18 protein-coding genes are annotated in these 16,896 nt (G+C 70.4%); all 18 read left to right on the forward strand.

Features of this window, described 5'->3' with window-relative positions:
- The first annotated feature begins 156 nt into the window (after positions 1 to 156).
- The 18 genes from I5Q34_RS05105 (at position 157) to I5Q34_RS05190 (ending at position 16,482) form a co-directional block, all read left to right on the forward strand.
- Positions 157 to 1,281 carry an LCP family protein gene (locus I5Q34_RS05105; RefSeq protein WP_199890936.1) on the forward strand — a complete coding sequence of 375 codons (1,125 nt, stop codon included), beginning with the start codon at positions 157 to 159 and terminating at the stop codon, positions 1,279 to 1,281.
- A 143-nt stretch (positions 1,282 to 1,424) separates the two neighbouring features.
- Positions 1,425 to 1,649, forward strand: coding sequence for a 50S ribosomal protein L31 (rpmE, locus tag I5Q34_RS05110; protein ID WP_199890937.1), 225 nt, complete (start codon positions 1,425 to 1,427; stop codon positions 1,647 to 1,649).
- Positions 1,650 to 1,752: 103 nt separating this feature from the next.
- A complete protein-coding gene (prfA, locus tag I5Q34_RS05115; protein ID WP_199890938.1) occupies positions 1,753 to 2,829 on the forward strand; it encodes a peptide chain release factor 1 in 1,077 nt (358 codons plus the stop codon).
- Positions 2,830 to 2,902: 73 nt separating this feature from the next.
- Positions 2,903 to 3,748: a peptide chain release factor N(5)-glutamine methyltransferase gene (prmC, locus tag I5Q34_RS05120; RefSeq protein WP_199890939.1), complete on the forward strand. Its 846-nt coding sequence runs from the start codon at positions 2,903 to 2,905 to the stop codon at positions 3,746 to 3,748.
- A 43-nt stretch (positions 3,749 to 3,791) separates the two neighbouring features.
- Positions 3,792 to 4,439 carry an L-threonylcarbamoyladenylate synthase gene (locus I5Q34_RS05125; RefSeq protein WP_199890940.1) on the forward strand — a complete coding sequence of 216 codons (648 nt, stop codon included), beginning with the start codon at positions 3,792 to 3,794 and terminating at the stop codon, positions 4,437 to 4,439.
- Positions 4,436 to 5,098, forward strand: a complete 663-nt coding sequence (locus tag I5Q34_RS05130; protein ID WP_199890941.1) for a protein-tyrosine-phosphatase — start codon at positions 4,436 to 4,438, stop codon at positions 5,096 to 5,098. The genes I5Q34_RS05125 and I5Q34_RS05130 overlap by 4 nt, the downstream gene beginning before the upstream one ends.
- Before the next feature lie 64 nt (positions 5,099 to 5,162).
- Positions 5,163 to 6,422, forward strand: a complete 1,260-nt coding sequence (gene glyA, locus I5Q34_RS05135; protein ID WP_199890942.1) for a serine hydroxymethyltransferase — start codon at positions 5,163 to 5,165, stop codon at positions 6,420 to 6,422.
- A gap of 112 nt (positions 6,423 to 6,534) precedes the next feature.
- On the forward strand, positions 6,535 to 7,857 hold the full coding sequence (locus tag I5Q34_RS05140) for an MraY family glycosyltransferase (protein ID WP_277965649.1): 1,323 nt from the start codon (positions 6,535 to 6,537) through the stop codon (positions 7,855 to 7,857).
- A 249-nt stretch (positions 7,858 to 8,106) separates the two neighbouring features.
- Positions 8,107 to 8,547, forward strand: a complete 441-nt coding sequence (locus tag I5Q34_RS05145; RefSeq protein ID WP_199890943.1) for a hypothetical protein — start codon at positions 8,107 to 8,109, stop codon at positions 8,545 to 8,547.
- Positions 8,548 to 8,826: 279 nt separating this feature from the next.
- Positions 8,827 to 9,621 carry a F0F1 ATP synthase subunit A gene (gene atpB, locus I5Q34_RS05150; RefSeq protein ID WP_199891315.1) on the forward strand — a complete coding sequence of 265 codons (795 nt, stop codon included), beginning with the start codon at positions 8,827 to 8,829 and terminating at the stop codon, positions 9,619 to 9,621.
- A 78-nt stretch (positions 9,622 to 9,699) separates the two neighbouring features.
- Positions 9,700 to 9,948, forward strand: a complete 249-nt coding sequence (locus I5Q34_RS05155) for a F0F1 ATP synthase subunit C (protein ID WP_199890944.1) — start codon at positions 9,700 to 9,702, stop codon at positions 9,946 to 9,948.
- 42 nt (positions 9,949 to 9,990) lie between these two features.
- Positions 9,991 to 10,554: a F0F1 ATP synthase subunit B gene (locus I5Q34_RS05160; protein ID WP_199890945.1), complete on the forward strand. Its 564-nt coding sequence runs from the start codon at positions 9,991 to 9,993 to the stop codon at positions 10,552 to 10,554.
- Complete coding sequence (locus I5Q34_RS05165; protein WP_199890946.1) at positions 10,551 to 11,366, forward strand: F0F1 ATP synthase subunit delta; 816 nt, start codon at positions 10,551 to 10,553, stop codon at positions 11,364 to 11,366. The genes I5Q34_RS05160 and I5Q34_RS05165 overlap by 4 nt, the downstream gene beginning before the upstream one ends.
- A 116-nt stretch (positions 11,367 to 11,482) precedes the next feature.
- Entirely contained in the window at positions 11,483 to 13,054 is a 1,572-nt protein-coding gene (gene atpA / locus I5Q34_RS05170; RefSeq protein WP_199890947.1) for a F0F1 ATP synthase subunit alpha, read from the forward strand.
- Between the two features lie 2 nt (positions 13,055 to 13,056).
- Positions 13,057 to 13,977, forward strand: a complete 921-nt coding sequence (locus I5Q34_RS05175) for a F0F1 ATP synthase subunit gamma (protein WP_199890948.1) — start codon at positions 13,057 to 13,059, stop codon at positions 13,975 to 13,977.
- The gene (gene atpD, locus I5Q34_RS05180) at positions 13,978 to 15,420 is read left to right on the forward strand and encodes a F0F1 ATP synthase subunit beta (protein WP_199890949.1); all 1,443 of its coding nucleotides are present in this window, start codon (positions 13,978 to 13,980) and stop codon (positions 15,418 to 15,420) included.
- Between the two features lie 113 nt (positions 15,421 to 15,533).
- Positions 15,534 to 15,911, forward strand: coding sequence for a F0F1 ATP synthase subunit epsilon (locus tag I5Q34_RS05185; protein WP_199890950.1), 378 nt, complete (start codon positions 15,534 to 15,536; stop codon positions 15,909 to 15,911).
- A 118-nt stretch (positions 15,912 to 16,029) separates the two neighbouring features.
- Positions 16,030 to 16,482: a DUF2550 domain-containing protein gene (locus I5Q34_RS05190; RefSeq protein ID WP_199891316.1), complete on the forward strand. Its 453-nt coding sequence runs from the start codon at positions 16,030 to 16,032 to the stop codon at positions 16,480 to 16,482.
- Positions 16,483 to 16,896 lie beyond the last annotated feature (414 nt).

Consider the following 16,896-nt stretch of genomic DNA (forward strand, 5'->3'; position numbering starts at 1 on the left):
AGGTGGCAGGGGGTGCGGATGATTCCGCGGCGGCCCGCCCGGCGGTCCGTTCCTAAGAAAGCCCTCACACGGCTCCGTGCAACCCTGTCGCAGACCTCGCCGTCTGAGTTCCACGACGGCAGGGGGAAGCCGAACCAGCGGAGGACTGAGGAACGTATGGCGGACGAGAGCAGGGGTACGAGGGCCGGCGCGCGCCGCCGGCGGCCCGGCGGGCCCCGTGGCCGCCGGCGCAAGCCCCGCGAGCGCCGCAAGGGCTGGCGAATAGCCCTCTGGACGACCACCGCGGTGGTCGTCCTGGGCGGCTCGGGCATCGGGTACGCCTACTTCAAGCTCAACGGCAACCTGCACGGCGTCGACATCAACTCCGCCCTCGGCACCGACCGCCCCGACAACGTGGACAACGGCTCGCAGGACATCCTCGTCCTCGGCTCGGACTCGCGGGCCGGCGACAACGACAAGTACGGCCGCGACGAGGGCAGTTCCCGCTCCGACACCGCGATGATCGTCCACATCTACGCCGGTCACAAGAAGGCCAGCGTCGTCAGCATTCCCCGCGACACCATGGTTCCCCGGCCCGAGTGCCAGCCCCTCGACGGGAAGAACGGGAAGGCCAGCCCGGCCGTCCGGCGCGCCCAGTTCAACGACGCCTACTCGGTCGGCGGCGCGGTCTGCGCGGTCAAGACCGTCGAGGCCATGACCGGCATCCGCATGGACCACTACCTCGAAGTGGACTTCGCCGGCTTCCAGAAGCTCATCGACAAGCTCGGCGGCGTCGAGGTCACCACCACCAAGCGGATCCGCGACCGCTGGAGCCACCTCGACCTCCCCGCGGGCACCCACCGGCTGAACGGCGAGCAGTCCCTGGGGCTGGTGCGCACCCGGCACGGCGTCGGCGACGGCAGCGACCTGGGCCGCATCAAGCTCCAGCAGGCCTTCATCAAGGCGCTGCTCGACCAGGTCAAGTCGGTCGGGCTGTTCACCAACCCGGCCAAGCTCTACGGGATCGCCGACACCGCCACCAAGGCGCTCACCACCGATTCCGACCTGGCCTCGGTCGACAAGCTGCTCACCTTCGCCAACGGGCTCAAGGGCATCGGCTCCGAGGACATGCACATGACGACACTGCCTGTCGGCGCCGACCCGCTGGACAAGAACCGCGTCGCGCCGCTGCCCGAGGCCAAGCTGGTCTGGAAGGCGCTCCACGACGACAAGCCCATCCCCGAGTCCGCCCTCAAGAGCGGCGAGGGGACGAAGACCGACGCGGACGGCGTGGTCAAGTAGCGGCCGGGGGCCCCGGGAATACCGGGGCCCCACCCCCCGTTTTGGGGGATACGGCCAGGACTGGCAGACTGGTACGTCGGCCCCGGTTCACGGAGGGCAATCCCGCCCTGCGACCCGGTGCCCTCCCGAAACTAGGAGAACCCTTGAAGCGCGACATCCACCCGGAGTACGTCGAGACCCAGGTCAGCTGCACCTGTGGCGCCTCGTTCACCACGCGTAGCACGATCGCCGGCGGCACCATCCGTGCCGAGGTCTGCTCCGCGTGCCACCCGTTCTACACGGGCAAGCAGAAGATCCTCGACACCGGTGGCCGTGTGGCGCGGTTCGAGGCCCGCTTCGGCAAGAACGCCGGTGCCGCCAAGAAGTAGCGGCCCGCTTGCGCCGGTCGGCCCTCTCCCGCGTGCGGGGGAGGGCCGCACCGGCGCTTTGTCGTCCAGCAGGTCCGTCCGTCATCTCAGCTAGGGAATCTTGATGTTCGAGGCAGTCGAGGAACTGGTCGGCGAGCACGCCGGCCTCGAGCAGCGGCTCGCCGACCCCGCCGTCCACGCGGACCAGGCGAACGCCCGCAAGCTCAACAAGCGCTACGCCGAGCTGACCCCGATCGTCGGCACCTACCGCTCCTGGAAGCAGGCCGGCGACGACATCGAGACGGCCCGCGAGTTCGCCGCCGACGACCCCGACTTCGCCGCCGAGGTCAAGGAGCTGGAGAAGCAGCGCGAGGAGCTCACCGAGAAGCTCCGCCTGCTGCTGATCCCGCGCGACCCCAGCGACGACAAGGACGTCATCCTGGAGGTCAAGGCCGGCGCCGGCGGCGACGAGTCCGCCCTCTTCGCCGGTGACCTGCTGCGGATGTACCTGCGCTACGCCGAGCGCGTCGGCTGGAAGACCGAGATCATCGACGCCACCGAGTCCGAGCTCGGCGGTTACAAGGACGTCCAGGTCGCGGTCAAGACCAAGGGCAACATCACCCCCGAGCCCGGCCAGGGCGTCTGGGCCCGGCTGAAGTACGAGGGCGGCGTGCACCGCGTCCAGCGCGTGCCGGCCACCGAGTCCCAGGGCCGCATCCACACCTCCGCCGCCGGCGTGCTCGTCACGCCCGAGGCCGAGGAGATCGACGTCGAGATCAACCCCAACGACCTGCGCATCGACGTCTACCGCTCGTCCGGCCCCGGCGGCCAGTCCGTCAACACCACCGACTCGGCCGTGCGCATCACGCACCTGCCGACCGGCGTCGTGGCCTCCTGCCAGAACGAGAAGAGCCAGCTCCAGAACAAGGAGCAGGCCCTGCGCATCCTGCGCTCCCGGCTGCTCGCCGCCGCCCAGGAGAAGGCCGAGGCCGAGGCCGCCGACGCCCGCCGCAGCCAGGTGCGCACCGTGGACCGCTCCGAGAAGATCCGGACCTACAACTTCCCGGAAAACCGCATCTCGGACCACCGCGTCGGTTTCAAGGCGTACAACTTGGACCAGGTGCTGGACGGCGACCTGGACGCGGTGATCCAGGCGTGCGTCGACGCCGACTCGGCGGCCAAGCTCGCCGCCACCCAGTAATCCCGCGCACCCAGCGCGCGGAGCGTACGGAACCCCGGGAGTTCGTCATGGAGCGCTACAGGAGGAAGGTCCAGTGAACCTGCTGCTCGCCGAGGTGGCCCAGGCCACCCAGCGGCTGGCCGACGCCGGCGTACCCTCCCCGCGCTTCGACGCGGAGGAGCTCGCCGCCTTCGTCCACGGCGTCAAACGCGGTGAACTGCACCTCGTCGCCGACGCCGACTTCGACGCGCGCTACTGGGAGGCCGTCGCGCGCCGCGAGGCCCGCGAACCGCTCCAGCACATCACCGGCCGCGCCTTCTTCCGCTACCTGGAGCTCCAGGTCGGCCCCGGCGTCTTCGTGCCCCGCCCCGAGACCGAGTCGGTCGTCGGCTGGGCCATAGACGCCGTGCGCGCCATGGACGTCGTCGAGCCGCTCATCGTCGACCTGTGCACCGGCTCCGGGGCCATCGCCCTGGCCCTCGCCCAGGAGGTGCCCCGCTCCCGGGTGCACGCCGTCGAGCTGGACGAGGACGCCCTCGCGTGGGCCCGCAAGAACGTCGAGGGCTCGCGCGTCCAGCTGCACCACGGGAACGCGCTCACCGCGCTCCCCGAGCTCGACGGCCAGGTGGACCTGGTCGTCAGCAACCCGCCGTACATCCCGCTCACCGAGTGGGAGTACGTCGCCCCCGAGGCCCGCGACCACGACCCGCAGCTCGCCCTCTTCTCCGGCGAGGACGGCCTGGACACCATCCGCGGCCTGGAGCGCACCGCCCACCGGCTGCTGCGCCCCGGCGGCGTCGTCGTCATCGAGCACGCCGACACCCAGGGCGGCCAGGTGCCGTGGATCTTCACCGAGGAGCGGGGCTGGGCCGACGCGGCCGATCACCCCGACCTCAACAACCGGCCCCGGTTCGCGACGGCCCGGAAGGCGATGCCGTGACGACGGCGACAGACACAGATTTCCCGTTCGAGGAGGTTGGCTAATGGCTCGGCGATACGACTGCGGCGACGCGACCGACCGCAGGACCGGTCTGCGCGAAGCGGCCGCCGCGGTCCGCCGCGGCGAGCTGGTCGTGCTGCCCACCGACACCGTGTACGGCATCGGTGCGGACGCCTTCAGCCGCGAGGCCGTCGGTGACCTCCTGGAGGCCAAGGGCCGCGGCCGGGGCATGCCCTCGCCCGTCCTCGTCGGCTCCCCGAACACCCTGCACGGGCTCGTCACCGACTTCTCCGAGCAGGCCTGGGAGCTCGTCGACGCCTTCTGGCCCGGCGCGCTCACCCTGGTCGCCAACCACCAGCCGTCGCTGACCTGGGACCTGGGCGAGACCCGCGGCACCGTCGCCGTCCGCATGCCCCTGCACCCGGTCGCCATCGAGCTGCTCACCGAGTTCGGCCCCATGGCCGTCTCCAGTGCCAACCTCACCGGCCACCCGGCCCCGCAGACCTGCGACGCCGCCCAGGAGATGCTCGGCGACTCCGTCTCGGTCTACCTCGACGGCGGCCCCACCCCGGCCGACGTGCCGTCCTCCATCGTCGACGTCACCGGCAAGGTGCCCGTGCTGCTGCGCGCCGGCGCGATCGGCGCGGAGCAGCTCCGCGAGGTGGTACCCGACCTCGAGGTGGCGAATTGATCGCCCCGCAGGGGCGTGGCATAGCGGGACCGGAGACGAGCACCGACATCTTCCGCATCCTCCACGTCAGCACCGGCAACGTCTGCCGCTCGCCCATCACCGAGCGGCTGACCCGCCATGCCCTGATGGAGCGCCTCGGCGATCCGGGCGCCGGCGGCCTGGTGGTGGAGAGCGCCGGCACCTGGGGACACGAGGGCGCGCCCATGGAGGCGCACGCGGCCACCGTGCTCGCCGACTTCGGCGCCGACGCGCACGGCTTCATGGGCCGTGAGCTGCTGGACGAGCACGTCATCCGCGCCGACCTGGTCCTCACCGCCACCCGCGACCACCGCGCCCAGGTCATCTCCATGGGCCACTCGGCGGGCCTGCGCACCTTCACGCTGAAGGAGTTCACCCGGCTGGTGCGGGCCATCGACCCGGTCACCCTCCCCGACCCCGTCCACCCCGGCGGCGTGGTCGCCCGGGCCCGCGCCCTGGTCCAGGCCGCGGCCGCGCTGCGCGGCTGGCTGCTGGCGCCGGACGCGGAGGCCGACGAGGTCCACGACCCCTACGGCGCCCCGATCACCTTCTTCCGCTCCATCGGGGACGAGATCAACCTGGCGCTCGACCCGGTCCTCACCGCGCTCACCGGCATCCCGGCCGACCGGCACTCTGCATAGCCCCGGGCGCGGGCCTACATTGGGTGGTGAGCACGGCTCACCCGCCCACCGCACGGAGCCCGCGATGTCCGTCACCTCCGTTCCCTCCAGCGCCGGCACCGCGTCGGAGACGCTGCTGCGGCAGGATCCCGAGATGGCGGGCATCCTGCTCGCCGAGGCCGAGCGCCAGGCCACGGACCTCCAGCTGATCGCCGCGGAGAACTTCACCTCGCCCGCGGTGCTCGCGGCCCTCGCCTCGCCGCTGGCCAACAAGTACGCCGAGGGCTATCCGGGCGCCCGTCACCACGGCGGCTGCGAGGTGGCCGACCTGGCCGAGCGCGTCGCCACGGACCGGGCCAAGGCGCTGTTCGGCGCCGAGCACGCCAACGTCCAGCCGCACTCCGGCTCGGCCGCCGTCCTGGCCGCCTACGCGGCGCTGCTCAGGCCGGGCGACAAGGTGCTGGCCATGGGGCTGCGGGAGGGCGGGCACCTCACCCACGGCTCCCCGGCCAACTTCTCGGGCCGCTGGTTCGACTTCACCGGCTACGGGGTCCACCCCGACACCGGGCTCATCGACTACGACCGGCTGCGCGCCCTGGCGCTGGCGCACCGGCCCCGGGCGATCGTCTGCGGCTCGACGTCGTACCCGCGCCATCCCGACTACGCGCTCTTCCGCGAGATCGCCGACGAGGTGGACGCCCATCTCATCGTGGACGCCGCGCACCCCATCGGCCTGGTCGCCGGGGGAGCGGCGCCCAATCCGGTGCCGTACGCCGACGTGGTGTGCGCCACCACGCACAAGGTGCTGCGCGGGCCGCGCGGCGGGATGATCCTGTGCGGGTCGCGGCTGGCGGACCGCATGGACCGGGCGGTGTTCCCGTTCGTCCAGGGCGGCGCCCTGATGCACACCGTGGCGGCCAAGGCCGTCGCCTTCGGGGAGGCGGCGACGCCGGCGTTCACCGCGTACGCCCATCAGGTGGTGGCCAACGCCCGGGCGCTCGCCGCGGCGCTGGCCGAGGAGGGCCTGGCCGTCGCCACCGGGGGCACGGACACCCACCTGGTGACGGCCGACGCGGGGCCGCTCGGCCTGGACGCCACCGCGGCCCGCGGCCGGCTGGCGGGCGCCGGCATCGTGCTCGACATCTGCGGCCTGGGCCGGGGACCGGCGCGCGGGCTGCGGCTGGGCACGGCGGCGGTCACCAGCCAGGGCATGGGCGAGGCGGAGATGGTCCGGGTCGCGGCGCTGATGGGCGCCGCGCTGCGGGGCACGGAGCCGGCCGGCCGGCTCCGGGAGGAGGTCGCCCACCTGACGGCGGCGTTCCCGCCCTATCCTGCGCGGAACTGATCGTTTGCAACCATCAGGGGGTGGTGAACGTCTTCATCCGCATTCACGGAACCGGACCGGACGCGAATATGGTGGTGGGCTGTGATGTCCGGCGAGATCCCTGGGGCAGCCCGTGCGTGAATACCTGCTGACGCTGTGCGTCACCGTGGCGGTCACCTATCTGCTCACGGGCCCGGTGCGAAAGTTCGCGATCATGGCGGGTGCGATGCCGGAGATCCGCGCGCGTGACGTGCACCGCGAACCGACGCCGCGGCTCGGCGGCATCGCCATGTTCGGCGGCCTGTGCGCGGGGCTGCTGGTCGCCTCGCACCTGCCGAACCTCAAGCCCGTCTTCGAGACGTCCAACGAGCCGAGGGCCCTGCTCTCCGGGGCCGGGCTGATCTGGCTGCTGGGCGTGCTGGACGACAAGTGGGGCGTGGACGCCCTGGTCAAGCTGGGCGGCCAGATGATCGCGGCCGGCGTGATGGTGCTCCAGGGCCTGACCATCCTCTGGCTCCCGGTGCCCGGCATCGGCACGGTGGCGCTCACCCCCATGCAGGGCACGCTGCTGACCGTCGCCCTGGTGGTCATCACCATCAACGCGGTGAACTTCGTGGACGGCCTGGACGGCCTCGCCTCGGGCATGGTGTGCCTGGCGGCGGCGGCGTTCTTCCTCTACGCCTACCGGCTCTGGTACGGGCACAACGTGGAGGCGGCCGCGCCGGCGACGCTCTTCGCGGCGGTCCTCATCGGCATGTGCCTGGGCTTCCTCCCGCACAACATGCACCCCGCGCGGATCTTCATGGGCGACTCGGGGTCGATGCTCATCGGCCTGGTGCTGGCCGCGGGCGCGATCTCCATCACCGGCCAGGTCGACCCCGACCTGCTCGGCTCCTTCACCGGCTCGGAGAAGGCGACCGTGCAGGCCACGGTGCCGGTCTACATGCCGCTGCTGCTGCCGCTGACGATCATCGCGGTGCCGGTGGCCGACCTGCTGCTGGCGGTCGTGCGCCGGACGTGGAACGGCCAGTCGCCGTTCGCCGCCGACCGCGGCCACCTGCACCACCGGCTGCTGGAGATCGGCCACTCGCACAGCCGGGCGGTGCTGATCATGTACTTCTGGTCGGCGCTGATCTCGTTCGGCACGGTGGCGTACTCGGTGAATTCCGAGGCCAGCGGCCGGATCCTGCTGGTAATCGTGGCCCTGAGCGCGGTGGGCCTGGTCCTGCTGCTGATGCCGCGGTTCACCCCGCGGGCGCCGCGCTGGGCCGAGCACCTGGTCCCGCCGCGCTACCGGCGCAAGGGCACCCCGTCCGCGCCGGTCCCGCCGGCCGCGGAGGAGCAGGACGTGCCGGAGGAGCGCAAGCCCGTGCCGGCGGGTCTGCACGGGGCCACGGCGGTCGGCGACCGCTCGCGCTTCCGCGACGTACGGGACGCCGGCCGCGGCCGTTCGTAGCCGAAGTCACCTAGCAGAAAGCAGGCCGTCCGTCAGACCCCTGACGGGCGGCTTCACTCTTGCGTGTGACAGGCAGCACACGATATAGGTAAAGGCCTCATCAAATAGTTTGTGATACCGTTCACGAAGCCGGTGGCAGAGCCGAAGGACCGTAGTGCGGCGGTTCTTCACCGCGCTTCTACGCGCCGAACCCCGGATACGCTCGTCCCCGACGAATCGTTGCTCCCGACTCCGCCGGAGAGACCCTTCATGCAGGCCAACGACGCCCGAACGCTACTTCAGTGCGCCGTACCGACCGCAGCCGCGGGGATCGTCGCCGTTGCCGTCGCCTTCGCACTGGCGGGCGGCAAGGGGGCCGTCGGAGCGGTCGCGGGCACCGCGCTCGCCCTGGCCAACATGTCGCTCGGTCTGTACATGCTCCAGCGCACGGCGCGGCAGTGGCCGCAGGTGTTCCAGATGATGGGACTCGCGCTCTACGCCGTGCAGTTCCTCGTGATCGCCGTGCTCCTGGGCGTGCTGAAGGACACCACGCTCTTCAACGTCCGGGCCTTCGCCTTCGCGGTGCTCGCCGCGACCCTCGTCTGGGTCGCCGCTCAGCTGCGCGCCCACATGAAGATGAAGATCCTTTACGTCGATCCCGAGGCCGCCGCCGACGCGAAGAAGTCCGCGCCGGCGGAGTCCCCGTCATGACAGGTAGGGCCGGGATAAGTGCTCGCGCGCTCACCTGCTATCGTCCGGTGCCATCTGAGGTGCAGCGGACGCAGACGGCCGGAGCCCCGCTCTTCGCGGGAGCACATCGGCGGTCCGCCCAGCTGATGCCTGCGGTGGCCGCCGGCCACCGGCCGACCTGCCGCACCCCTAACCGTAAGACCAGTCCAGTGCCGTTCCGTGGCTGCTTGCCGCGCCGACACAACGAGGTTGCCGTACCTATGCGCCATGTTGAAGGAGCTCGCGGTGAGTGCTGACCAGATGCTCGCCTTCGAGACCGACTGCCACATCTTCGATGGGTGCGGCTTCCCGACACCGGGCCTTCACTCCTTCGTCTTCGAACCGCTCTTCACGATCGGCGGCATCGAGGTCAACAAGCCGATGCTGCTGGCCGTGCTGGGCTCGGCCGTCGTGCTCGTCTTCCTCTGGGCCGCCTTCGGCCGCGCCAAGGTGGTGCCGGGCAAGCTCCAGATGGTCGGCGAGGCGGGCTACGACTTCATCCGCAAGGGGATCGTCTACGAGGCCCTGGGGAAGAAGGAGGGCGACAAGTACGTCCCCCTCATGGTCTCGCTGTTCTTCTTCATCTGGATCATGAACCTCTGGTCGATCGTCCCGGTCGCCCAGTTCCCGGTGACGTCGATCATCGCCTACCCGGCCGGTCTCGCCCTGCTGGTCTACCTGATCTGGGTTCCGCTGACGTTCAAGCGCCACGGCTTCGTCGGCGGCTTCAAGAACATCACCGGGTACAACAAGGAACTCGGCTGGGTCCTCCCGCTGGTCATGGTCCTGGAGCTGTTCTCCAACCTGCTGATCCGGCCCTTCACCCACGCGGTCCGGCTCTTCGCGAACATGTTCGCCGGCCACGTGCTGCTGCTGATCTTCACCATCGCCAGCTGGTACCTGCTGAACGGCATCGGCATCGCCTACGCCGGCGTCTCCTTCGTGATGGTCATCCTGCTGACCATGTTCGAGATGTTCATCCAGGCCCTTCAGGCGTACGTCTTCGTCCTCCTGGCCTGCTCGTACATCCAGGGCGCTCTCGCCGAGCACCACTGAGCAGTCCTCCCCCCAACAGACCCCCAGACGTCCGGTGGCCAACCCCCACCGGTCCGTGAAAGAGAAGGAAGAAACGGCATGTCCGCTGCGCTCCAGACCCTTGCCGACGGCGTTTCCCTGAAGGGCAACCTGGCCTCCATCGGTTACGGCCTCGCGGCCATCGGCCCCGGTGTCGGCGTCGGCATCATCTTCGGCAACGGCACCCAGGCCCTGGCCCGCCAGCCCGAGGCGGCCGGCCTGATCCGCGCCAACCAGATCCTGGGCTTCGTCCTCTGTGAGGCGCTCGCCCTCATCGGCCTCGTCATGGGCTTCGTCTACGCCAGCTGATCCGGCTAGACGACCACCATTGACGCGACGAAAGGCACTGATGTGATCGCCCTGGCAGCATCCCTGGCCTCGGACAAGGAACCCGCGTTCCTTCCTCCGATGCCGGAGCTCGTCATCGGTCTGCTCGCCTTCCTCATCGTCCTCGGCTTCCTCGGCAAGAAGCTCCTCCCGGGGCTCAACAAGACCCTGGACGAGCGCCGGGCGGCCATCGAGGGCGGCCTGGAGAAGGCCAAGGCCGCCGAGGAGGAGGCCAAGCAGGTACTCGACGACTACCGGGCTCAGCTCGCCGAGGCACGCACCGAGGCCGCGCGCCTGCGCCAGGAGGCGCAGGAGCAGGGCGCCGCGATGGTCGTCGAGATGCGGGCCGAGGGCGAGCGGCAGCGTGAGGAGATCATCGCTGCCGGCCACGCCCAGGTCGAGGCCGACCGCCAGGCCGCTGCGGCGACGCTGCGGCAGGACGTGGGTCAGCTGGCCATCGACCTGGCCGACCGGATCGTCGGCGAGTCCGTGAAGGACTCCGCCCGACAGGAACGGACCATCGACCGGTTCCTCGACGCGCTCGAGGCCAAGCCGGCCGACACGACGAAGGCTGAGGTCACCCGATGAACGGAGCGAGCCGCGAGGCCCTGGCCTCGGCACGCGAGAACCTCGACGCGCTGGTGGACAGCGCCTCGGCCGACGCCGCCGAGCTCGCCGAGGACCTCGCCTCCGTCACCGCGCTGCTCGACCGCGAGGTGTCGCTGCGCCGGGTCCTCACCGACCCGGCGCAGCCCGCCGAGGCCAAGGCCGAACTGGCCGGCCGCCTGCTGGGCGGACAGGTCGGCGGGGACTGCGCCGACCTGGTGAGCGGCCTGGTCCGCTCCCGCTGGTCGTCCTCGCGCGACCTGGTGGACGCGCTGGAGGAACTGGCCGCGAGCGCCGACCTGGTCGCCGCCCAGCGGGCCGGCCGGCTGGACGACGTCGAGGACGAGCTGTTCCGCTTCGGCCGCATCGTCGAGTCCAACCCCGGTCTGCGCGCCGCCCTGACCGACAAGGTCGCCGGCAAGGCCGCCAAGGCCGAACTGCTGCGCACGCTGCTGGGCGGCCGGGCCGACGCGGTCACCGAGCGGGTGATCGTCCGGCTGGTCACCGCACCGCGAGGCCGTAGCCTGGAAGCGGGGCTCAACGCCCTCTCCAAGCTGGCGGCCGACCGCCGGGGCCGCGTCGTCGCGGAGGTCACCTCCGCGGTGCCGCTCAACGACCGGCAGAAGCAGCGCCTCGGCGACGCCCTCGCCCGGATCTACGGGAAGCACGTCCACCTCAACCTGGACGTGGACCCGGAGGTCCTCGGCGGCATCCGGGTGCGCATCGGCGACGAGGTCATCAGCGGCACCATCGCGGACCGGCTCGCCGACGCGGGCCGCCGGATGGCCGGCTGACCAGCCACCAACTCAAGAGCATGACTGACGGCCCGAGTTGGGCCGACGGTGTCCCACGGGGCAAGCCCCCTGGGGAAAAAATACTTCGGGCCCAACAAGGAGAGCAGGGAACCCACATGGCGGAGCTCACGATCCGGCCGGAGGAGATCCGGGACGCGCTGGAGAACTTTGTCCAGGCGTACAAGCCGGACGCGGCCTCGCGCGAGGAGGTCGGTACGGTCAGCCTGGCCGGCGACGGCATCGCCAAGGTCGAGGGGCTGCCCTCGGCCATGGCGAACGAGCTGCTGAAGTTCGAGGACGGCACCCTCGGCCTCGCCCTCAACCTCGAGGAGCGCGAGATCGGCGCGATCGTCCTCGGCGAGTTCAGCGGCATCGAGGAGGGCCAGCCGGTGCAGCGCACCGGTGAGGTGCTCTCCGTCGGAGTGGGCGAGAAGTACCTCGGCCGCGTCGTCGACCCGCTGGGCAACCCGATCGACGGCCTCGGCGAGATCGAGACCGAGGGCCGCCGCGCTCTCGAACTGCAGGCCCCCGGCGTCATGGTCCGCAAGTCGGTCCACGAGCCGATGGAGACGGGCTACAAGGCCGTCGACGCCATGACCCCGATCGGCCGTGGCCAGCGTCAGCTGATCATCGGTGACCGCCAGACCGGCAAGACCGCCCTGGCGATCGACACGATCATCAACCAGCGTGCCAACTGGCGCACCGGCGACCCGAACAAGCAGGTCCGCTGCATCTACGTCGCCATCGGCCAGAAGGGCTCCACCATCGCGTCCGTGCGCGGTGCGCTGGAGGAGGCCGGCGCCCTGGAGTACACGACCATCGTCGCGGCCCCGGCGTCCGACCCGGCGGGCTTCAAGTACCTGGCCCCCTACACCGGCTCCGCCATCGGCCAGCACTGGATGTACCAGGGCAAGCACGTCCTGATCGTCTTCGACGACCTGTCGAAGCAGGCCGACGCCTACCGCGCCGTCTCCCTGCTGCTGCGCCGCCCGCCGGGCCGCGAGGCCTACCCGGGTGACGTCTTCTACCTGCACTCCCGCCTGCTGGAGCGCTGCGCCAAGCTCTCCGACGACATGGGCGCCGGTTCGATGACCGGTCTGCCGATCGTCGAGACCAAGGCCAACGACGTCTCGGCGTTCATCCCGACCAACGTCATCTCCATCACCGACGGCCAGTGCTTCCTGGAGTCCGACCTGTTCAACGCCGGTCAGCGCCCGGCCCTGAACGTCGGTATCTCGGTCTCCCGTGTCGGTGGTTCCGCCCAGCACAAGGCCATGCGCCAGGTGTCCGGCCGGCTCCGCGTGGACCTCGCCCAGTTCCGTGAGCTGGAGGCGTTCGCCGCCTTCGGTTCCGACCTGGACGCGGCCTCCAAGGCGGCCCTGGAGCGCGGCAAGCGCATGGTCGAGCTGCTGAAGCAGACCCAGTACGCCCCGTTCGCCACCGAGGACCAGGTCGTCTCGATCTGGGCCGGCACCACGGGCAAGATGGACGACGTCCCGGTGGAGGACATCCGCCGCTTCGAGCGCGAGCTCCTCGACTACCTGCACCAGGCCCACAAGGGTCTGATGACCAGCATCGTCGAGGGCGGCAAGATGTCGGACGACACGCTGCAGGCGCTCGGCGACGCCGTCGCGTCCTTCAAGCAGCAGTTCCAGACCGCGGACGGCAAGCTGCTGGGCGAGGGCTGAGCATGGGTGCCCAGCTCCGGGTCTACAAGAGGCGGATCAAGTCCGTCTCCGCGACCAAGAAGATCACCAAGGCGATGGAGATGATCGCCGCCTCGCGCATCGTCAAGGCACAGCGCCAGGTGGCCGCGTCCACTCCGTACGCCAGTGAGCTCACCCGGGCCGTGACCGCCGTCGCCACCGGTTCCAACACCAGGCACCCGCTGACGACCGAGGTCGAGCAGCCGGTGCGGGCCGCGGTGCTGCTCGTCACGAGCGACCGCGGTCTGGCGGGCGGTTACTCCTCCAACGCCATCAAGGCGGCGGACCAGCTCACCGAGCGGCTGCGCGCGGAGGGCAAGGAGGTCGTCCACTACATCGTCGGCCGCAAGGGCGTCGGTTACTACGGCTTCCGGGAGCGCCCGGTCGCCGCGTCGTGGACGGGCTTCACGGACAGCCCGACCTACGCGGACGCCAAGAAGGTGGCGGACCCGCTGATCGAGGCCGTCCTTGCGGACACGGCCGAGGGCGGCGTGGACGAGCTGTACATCGTCTTCACGGAGTTCGTGTCGATGATGACGCAGACCCCGGTGGACAAGCGGCTGCTGCCGCTGACCCTTGAGAAGACCGAGGACGAGGCCGAGGCGGCGAAGGACCGGATCCTTCCGCTCTTCGAGTTCGAGCCGTCGGACGAGGCGGTGCTCGACGCGCTGATGCCGCGGTACGTCGAGTCCCGCGTCTACAACGCCCTGCTGCAGGCCGCCGCTTCCGAGCACGCGGCCCGCCGCCGGGCGATGAAGTCGGCGACGGACAACGCCGAAGACCTCATCAAGTCGCTCACGCGGCTTGCCAACGCGGCCCGACAGGCCGACATCACCCAGGAAATCAGCGAGATCGTCGGTGGCGCGAGCGCCCTGGCCGACGCGACCGCGGGGAGTGACCGATAAATGACCACCACTGTTGAGACGGCCGCCGCGACGGGCCGCGTCGCCCGGGTCATCGGCCCGGTCGTCGACGTGGAGTTCCCCGTCGACGCGATGCCGGAGATCTACAACGCCCTGACCGTCGAGGTCTCCGACCCGGCCGACGCCGGCAAGAAGAAGACCCTGACGCTCGAGGTCGCGCAGCACCTGGGCGAGGGCCTGGTCCGCGCGATCGCCATGGAGCCCACCGACGGCCTGGTCCGCCAGGCCCCGGTGACCGACACCGGCGACGGCATCACCGTCCCCGTCGGTGACGTCACCAAGGGCCGGGTGTTCAACACCCTGGGCAAGATCCTGAACGACCCCGAGGCCGAGTCCGAGGTCACCGAGCGCTGGTCCATCCACCGCAAGGCCCCGGCGTTCGACCAGCTCGAGTCGAAGACCGAGATGTTCGAGACCGGTCTGAAGGTCGTCGACCTGCTGACCCCGTACGTCAAGGGCGGCAAGATCGGTCTGTTCGGTGGTGCCGGTGTCGGCAAGACCGTTCTGATCCAGGAAATGATCATGCGTGTGGCCAAGCTGCACGAGGGCGTTTCCGTCTTCGCCGGCGTCGGCGAGCGCACCCGTGAGGGCAACGACCTCATCCAGGAAATGGAAGAGTCGGGCGTTCTGGACAAGACCGCGCTGGTCTTCGGTCAGATGGACGAGCCGCCGGGCACGCGTCTCCGCGTCGCGCTGGCCGGCCTCACCATGGCCGAGTACTTCCGTGACGTCCAGAAGCAGGACGTGCTGTTCTTCATCGACAACATCTTCCGCTTCACCCAGGCCGGTTCCGAGGTCTCGACCCTGCTCGGCCGTATGCCCTCCGCGGTGGGCTACCAGCCGAACCTGGCCGACGAGATGGGTCTCCTCCAGGAGCGCATCACCTCGACGCGTGGTCACTCGATCACCTCCATGCAGGCGATCTACGTCCCCGCGGACGACCTGACCGACCCGGCCCCGGCGACCACCTTCGCCCACCTGGACGCCACGACCGTTCTGTCGCGTCCGATCTCGGAGAAGGGCATCTACCCGGCGGTCGACCCGCTGGACTCGACGTCCCGCATCCTGGACCCGCGTTACATCGCGCAGGACCACTACGACGCCGCCATGCGCGTCAAGGGCATCCTGCAGAAGTACAAGGACCTCCAGGACATCATCGCGATCCTCGGTATCGACGAGCTGGGCGAAGAGGACAAGCTGGTCGTCCACCGCGCCCGTCGCGTCGAGCGCTTCCTGTCGCAGAACACCCACGCGGCGAAGCAGTTCACCGGTGTCGACGGTTCGGACGTTCCGCTGGACGAGTCCATCGCGGCGTTCAACTCCATCTGCGACGGTGAGTTCGACCACTTCCCGGAGCAGGCGTTCTTCATGTGCGGTGGTCTCGAGGACCTCAAGAACAACGCCAAGGAGCTGGGCGTCTCCTGAGCCACGTGCTCACAGGGCCCGGGGGCGGGGCACTCCCGCCCCCGGGCCGCACGTCCCCTATTCTTTGACCCAACGCCCGCCGGATCCGGCGGGTGGAGACCCGAGGAGCCACGTTGGCTGCTGAGCTGCACGTCGAGCTGGTCGCGGCGGACCGAAGCGTCTGGTCCGGCGAGGCCACTCTGGTCATCGCGCGTACCACATCGGGTGACATCGGCGTCATGCCCGGCCACCAGCCGCTGCTCGGTGTGCTGGAGTCCGGCCCGGTGACCATCAGGACCGCCGGTGGCGGCACGGTCGTCGCCGCGGTGCACGGCGGCTTCATCTCGTTCGCGGACGACAAGCTGTCGCTGCTCGCGGAGATCGCCGAGCTGGCGGACGAGATCGACGTCACCCGTGCGGAGCGGGCGCTCGAGCGCGCGAAGTCGGAGGCCGACGCGGCCGCCGAGCGTCGCGCGGAAGTCCGGATGCGTGCGGCCGCGGGCCCTCACTAGGCCGCGGCCCACTGAAGTACGTCCCTCAGCCGCGGACCGCCTGGAACAAACCAGGGCGGTCCGCGGCTGAGGCAATACAGGTGCGGTTGCTCTAGATGATGCGAGGAGGTCGGTCGTGATGGTCCTCGCTCTGCTCGTGAGCGGCATCGTCGTGCTGCTGGTCCTGCTGGGACTCTTCGTCTTCGGGCTGCGCAGGCGGCTCATCCAGCGGTCCGGGGGCACCTTCGACTGCAGCCTGCGGTGGGACGTCCCCGCGGAACGGACCGGTGAACCGGCCGGCAAGGGGTGGGTGTACGGAGTCTCCCGCTACAGCGGTGACCGGATCGAGTGGTTCCGGGTCTTCTCGTACGCGGTGCGGCCGCGGCGGCTGTTGGAGCGCGCGTCGATCGAGGTGCTGGAGCGGCGGGCTCCGCTGGGGGACGAGGAGTTGGCGCTGCTGTCGGACGCGGTGGTGCTGGTGTGCTCGCATCGTGGGACGCGGCTTGAGCTGGCGATGAGCGAGGATGCGTTGACGGGGTTTTTGGCCTGGCTGGAGGCGGCGCCGCCGGGGCAGCGGGTGAATGTGGCGTAGGGGTTCGCCCCGGTCCCGCCCTCACCCTTCTCCGCAGGGGCTGCCGCCCCTTCGCAACCCTGCTGTGCGCGCTGCCGCGCGCGGGGGGCGCGCTCCGCGCGGTGGGCGGGGCTTCGCCCCTGCACCCCACCGGGGGCTTCGCCCCCTGGGCCCCGATCGGGGCTTCGGTCCTGGGCGCCTGACCAGGGTTTCGCTCCTGGGCGTCTGTTGGGGCTGCGCCCCTCGCCCCCGAAGCGCCCTTCGGGCGCTGTCCTCAAACGCCGGACGGGCTGAAACGGTGCTCCGCCCCGGGACCTGCTATGCGGCTCCGCTGCGTTTGTCCTCAAGTGCCGGAGGGGCTGAGTCGGTGCTCTGCCCCGGACCTGGTATGCGGCTCCGCCGCATGCGTCCTCAAGCGCCGGAGGGGCTGATTCA

Origin of the sequence: Streptomyces sp. AV19 (assembly GCF_015999245.1) — a bacterium.
In the GTDB taxonomy this organism is placed as follows: Bacteria; Actinomycetota; Actinomycetes; order Streptomycetales; family Streptomycetaceae; genus Streptomyces.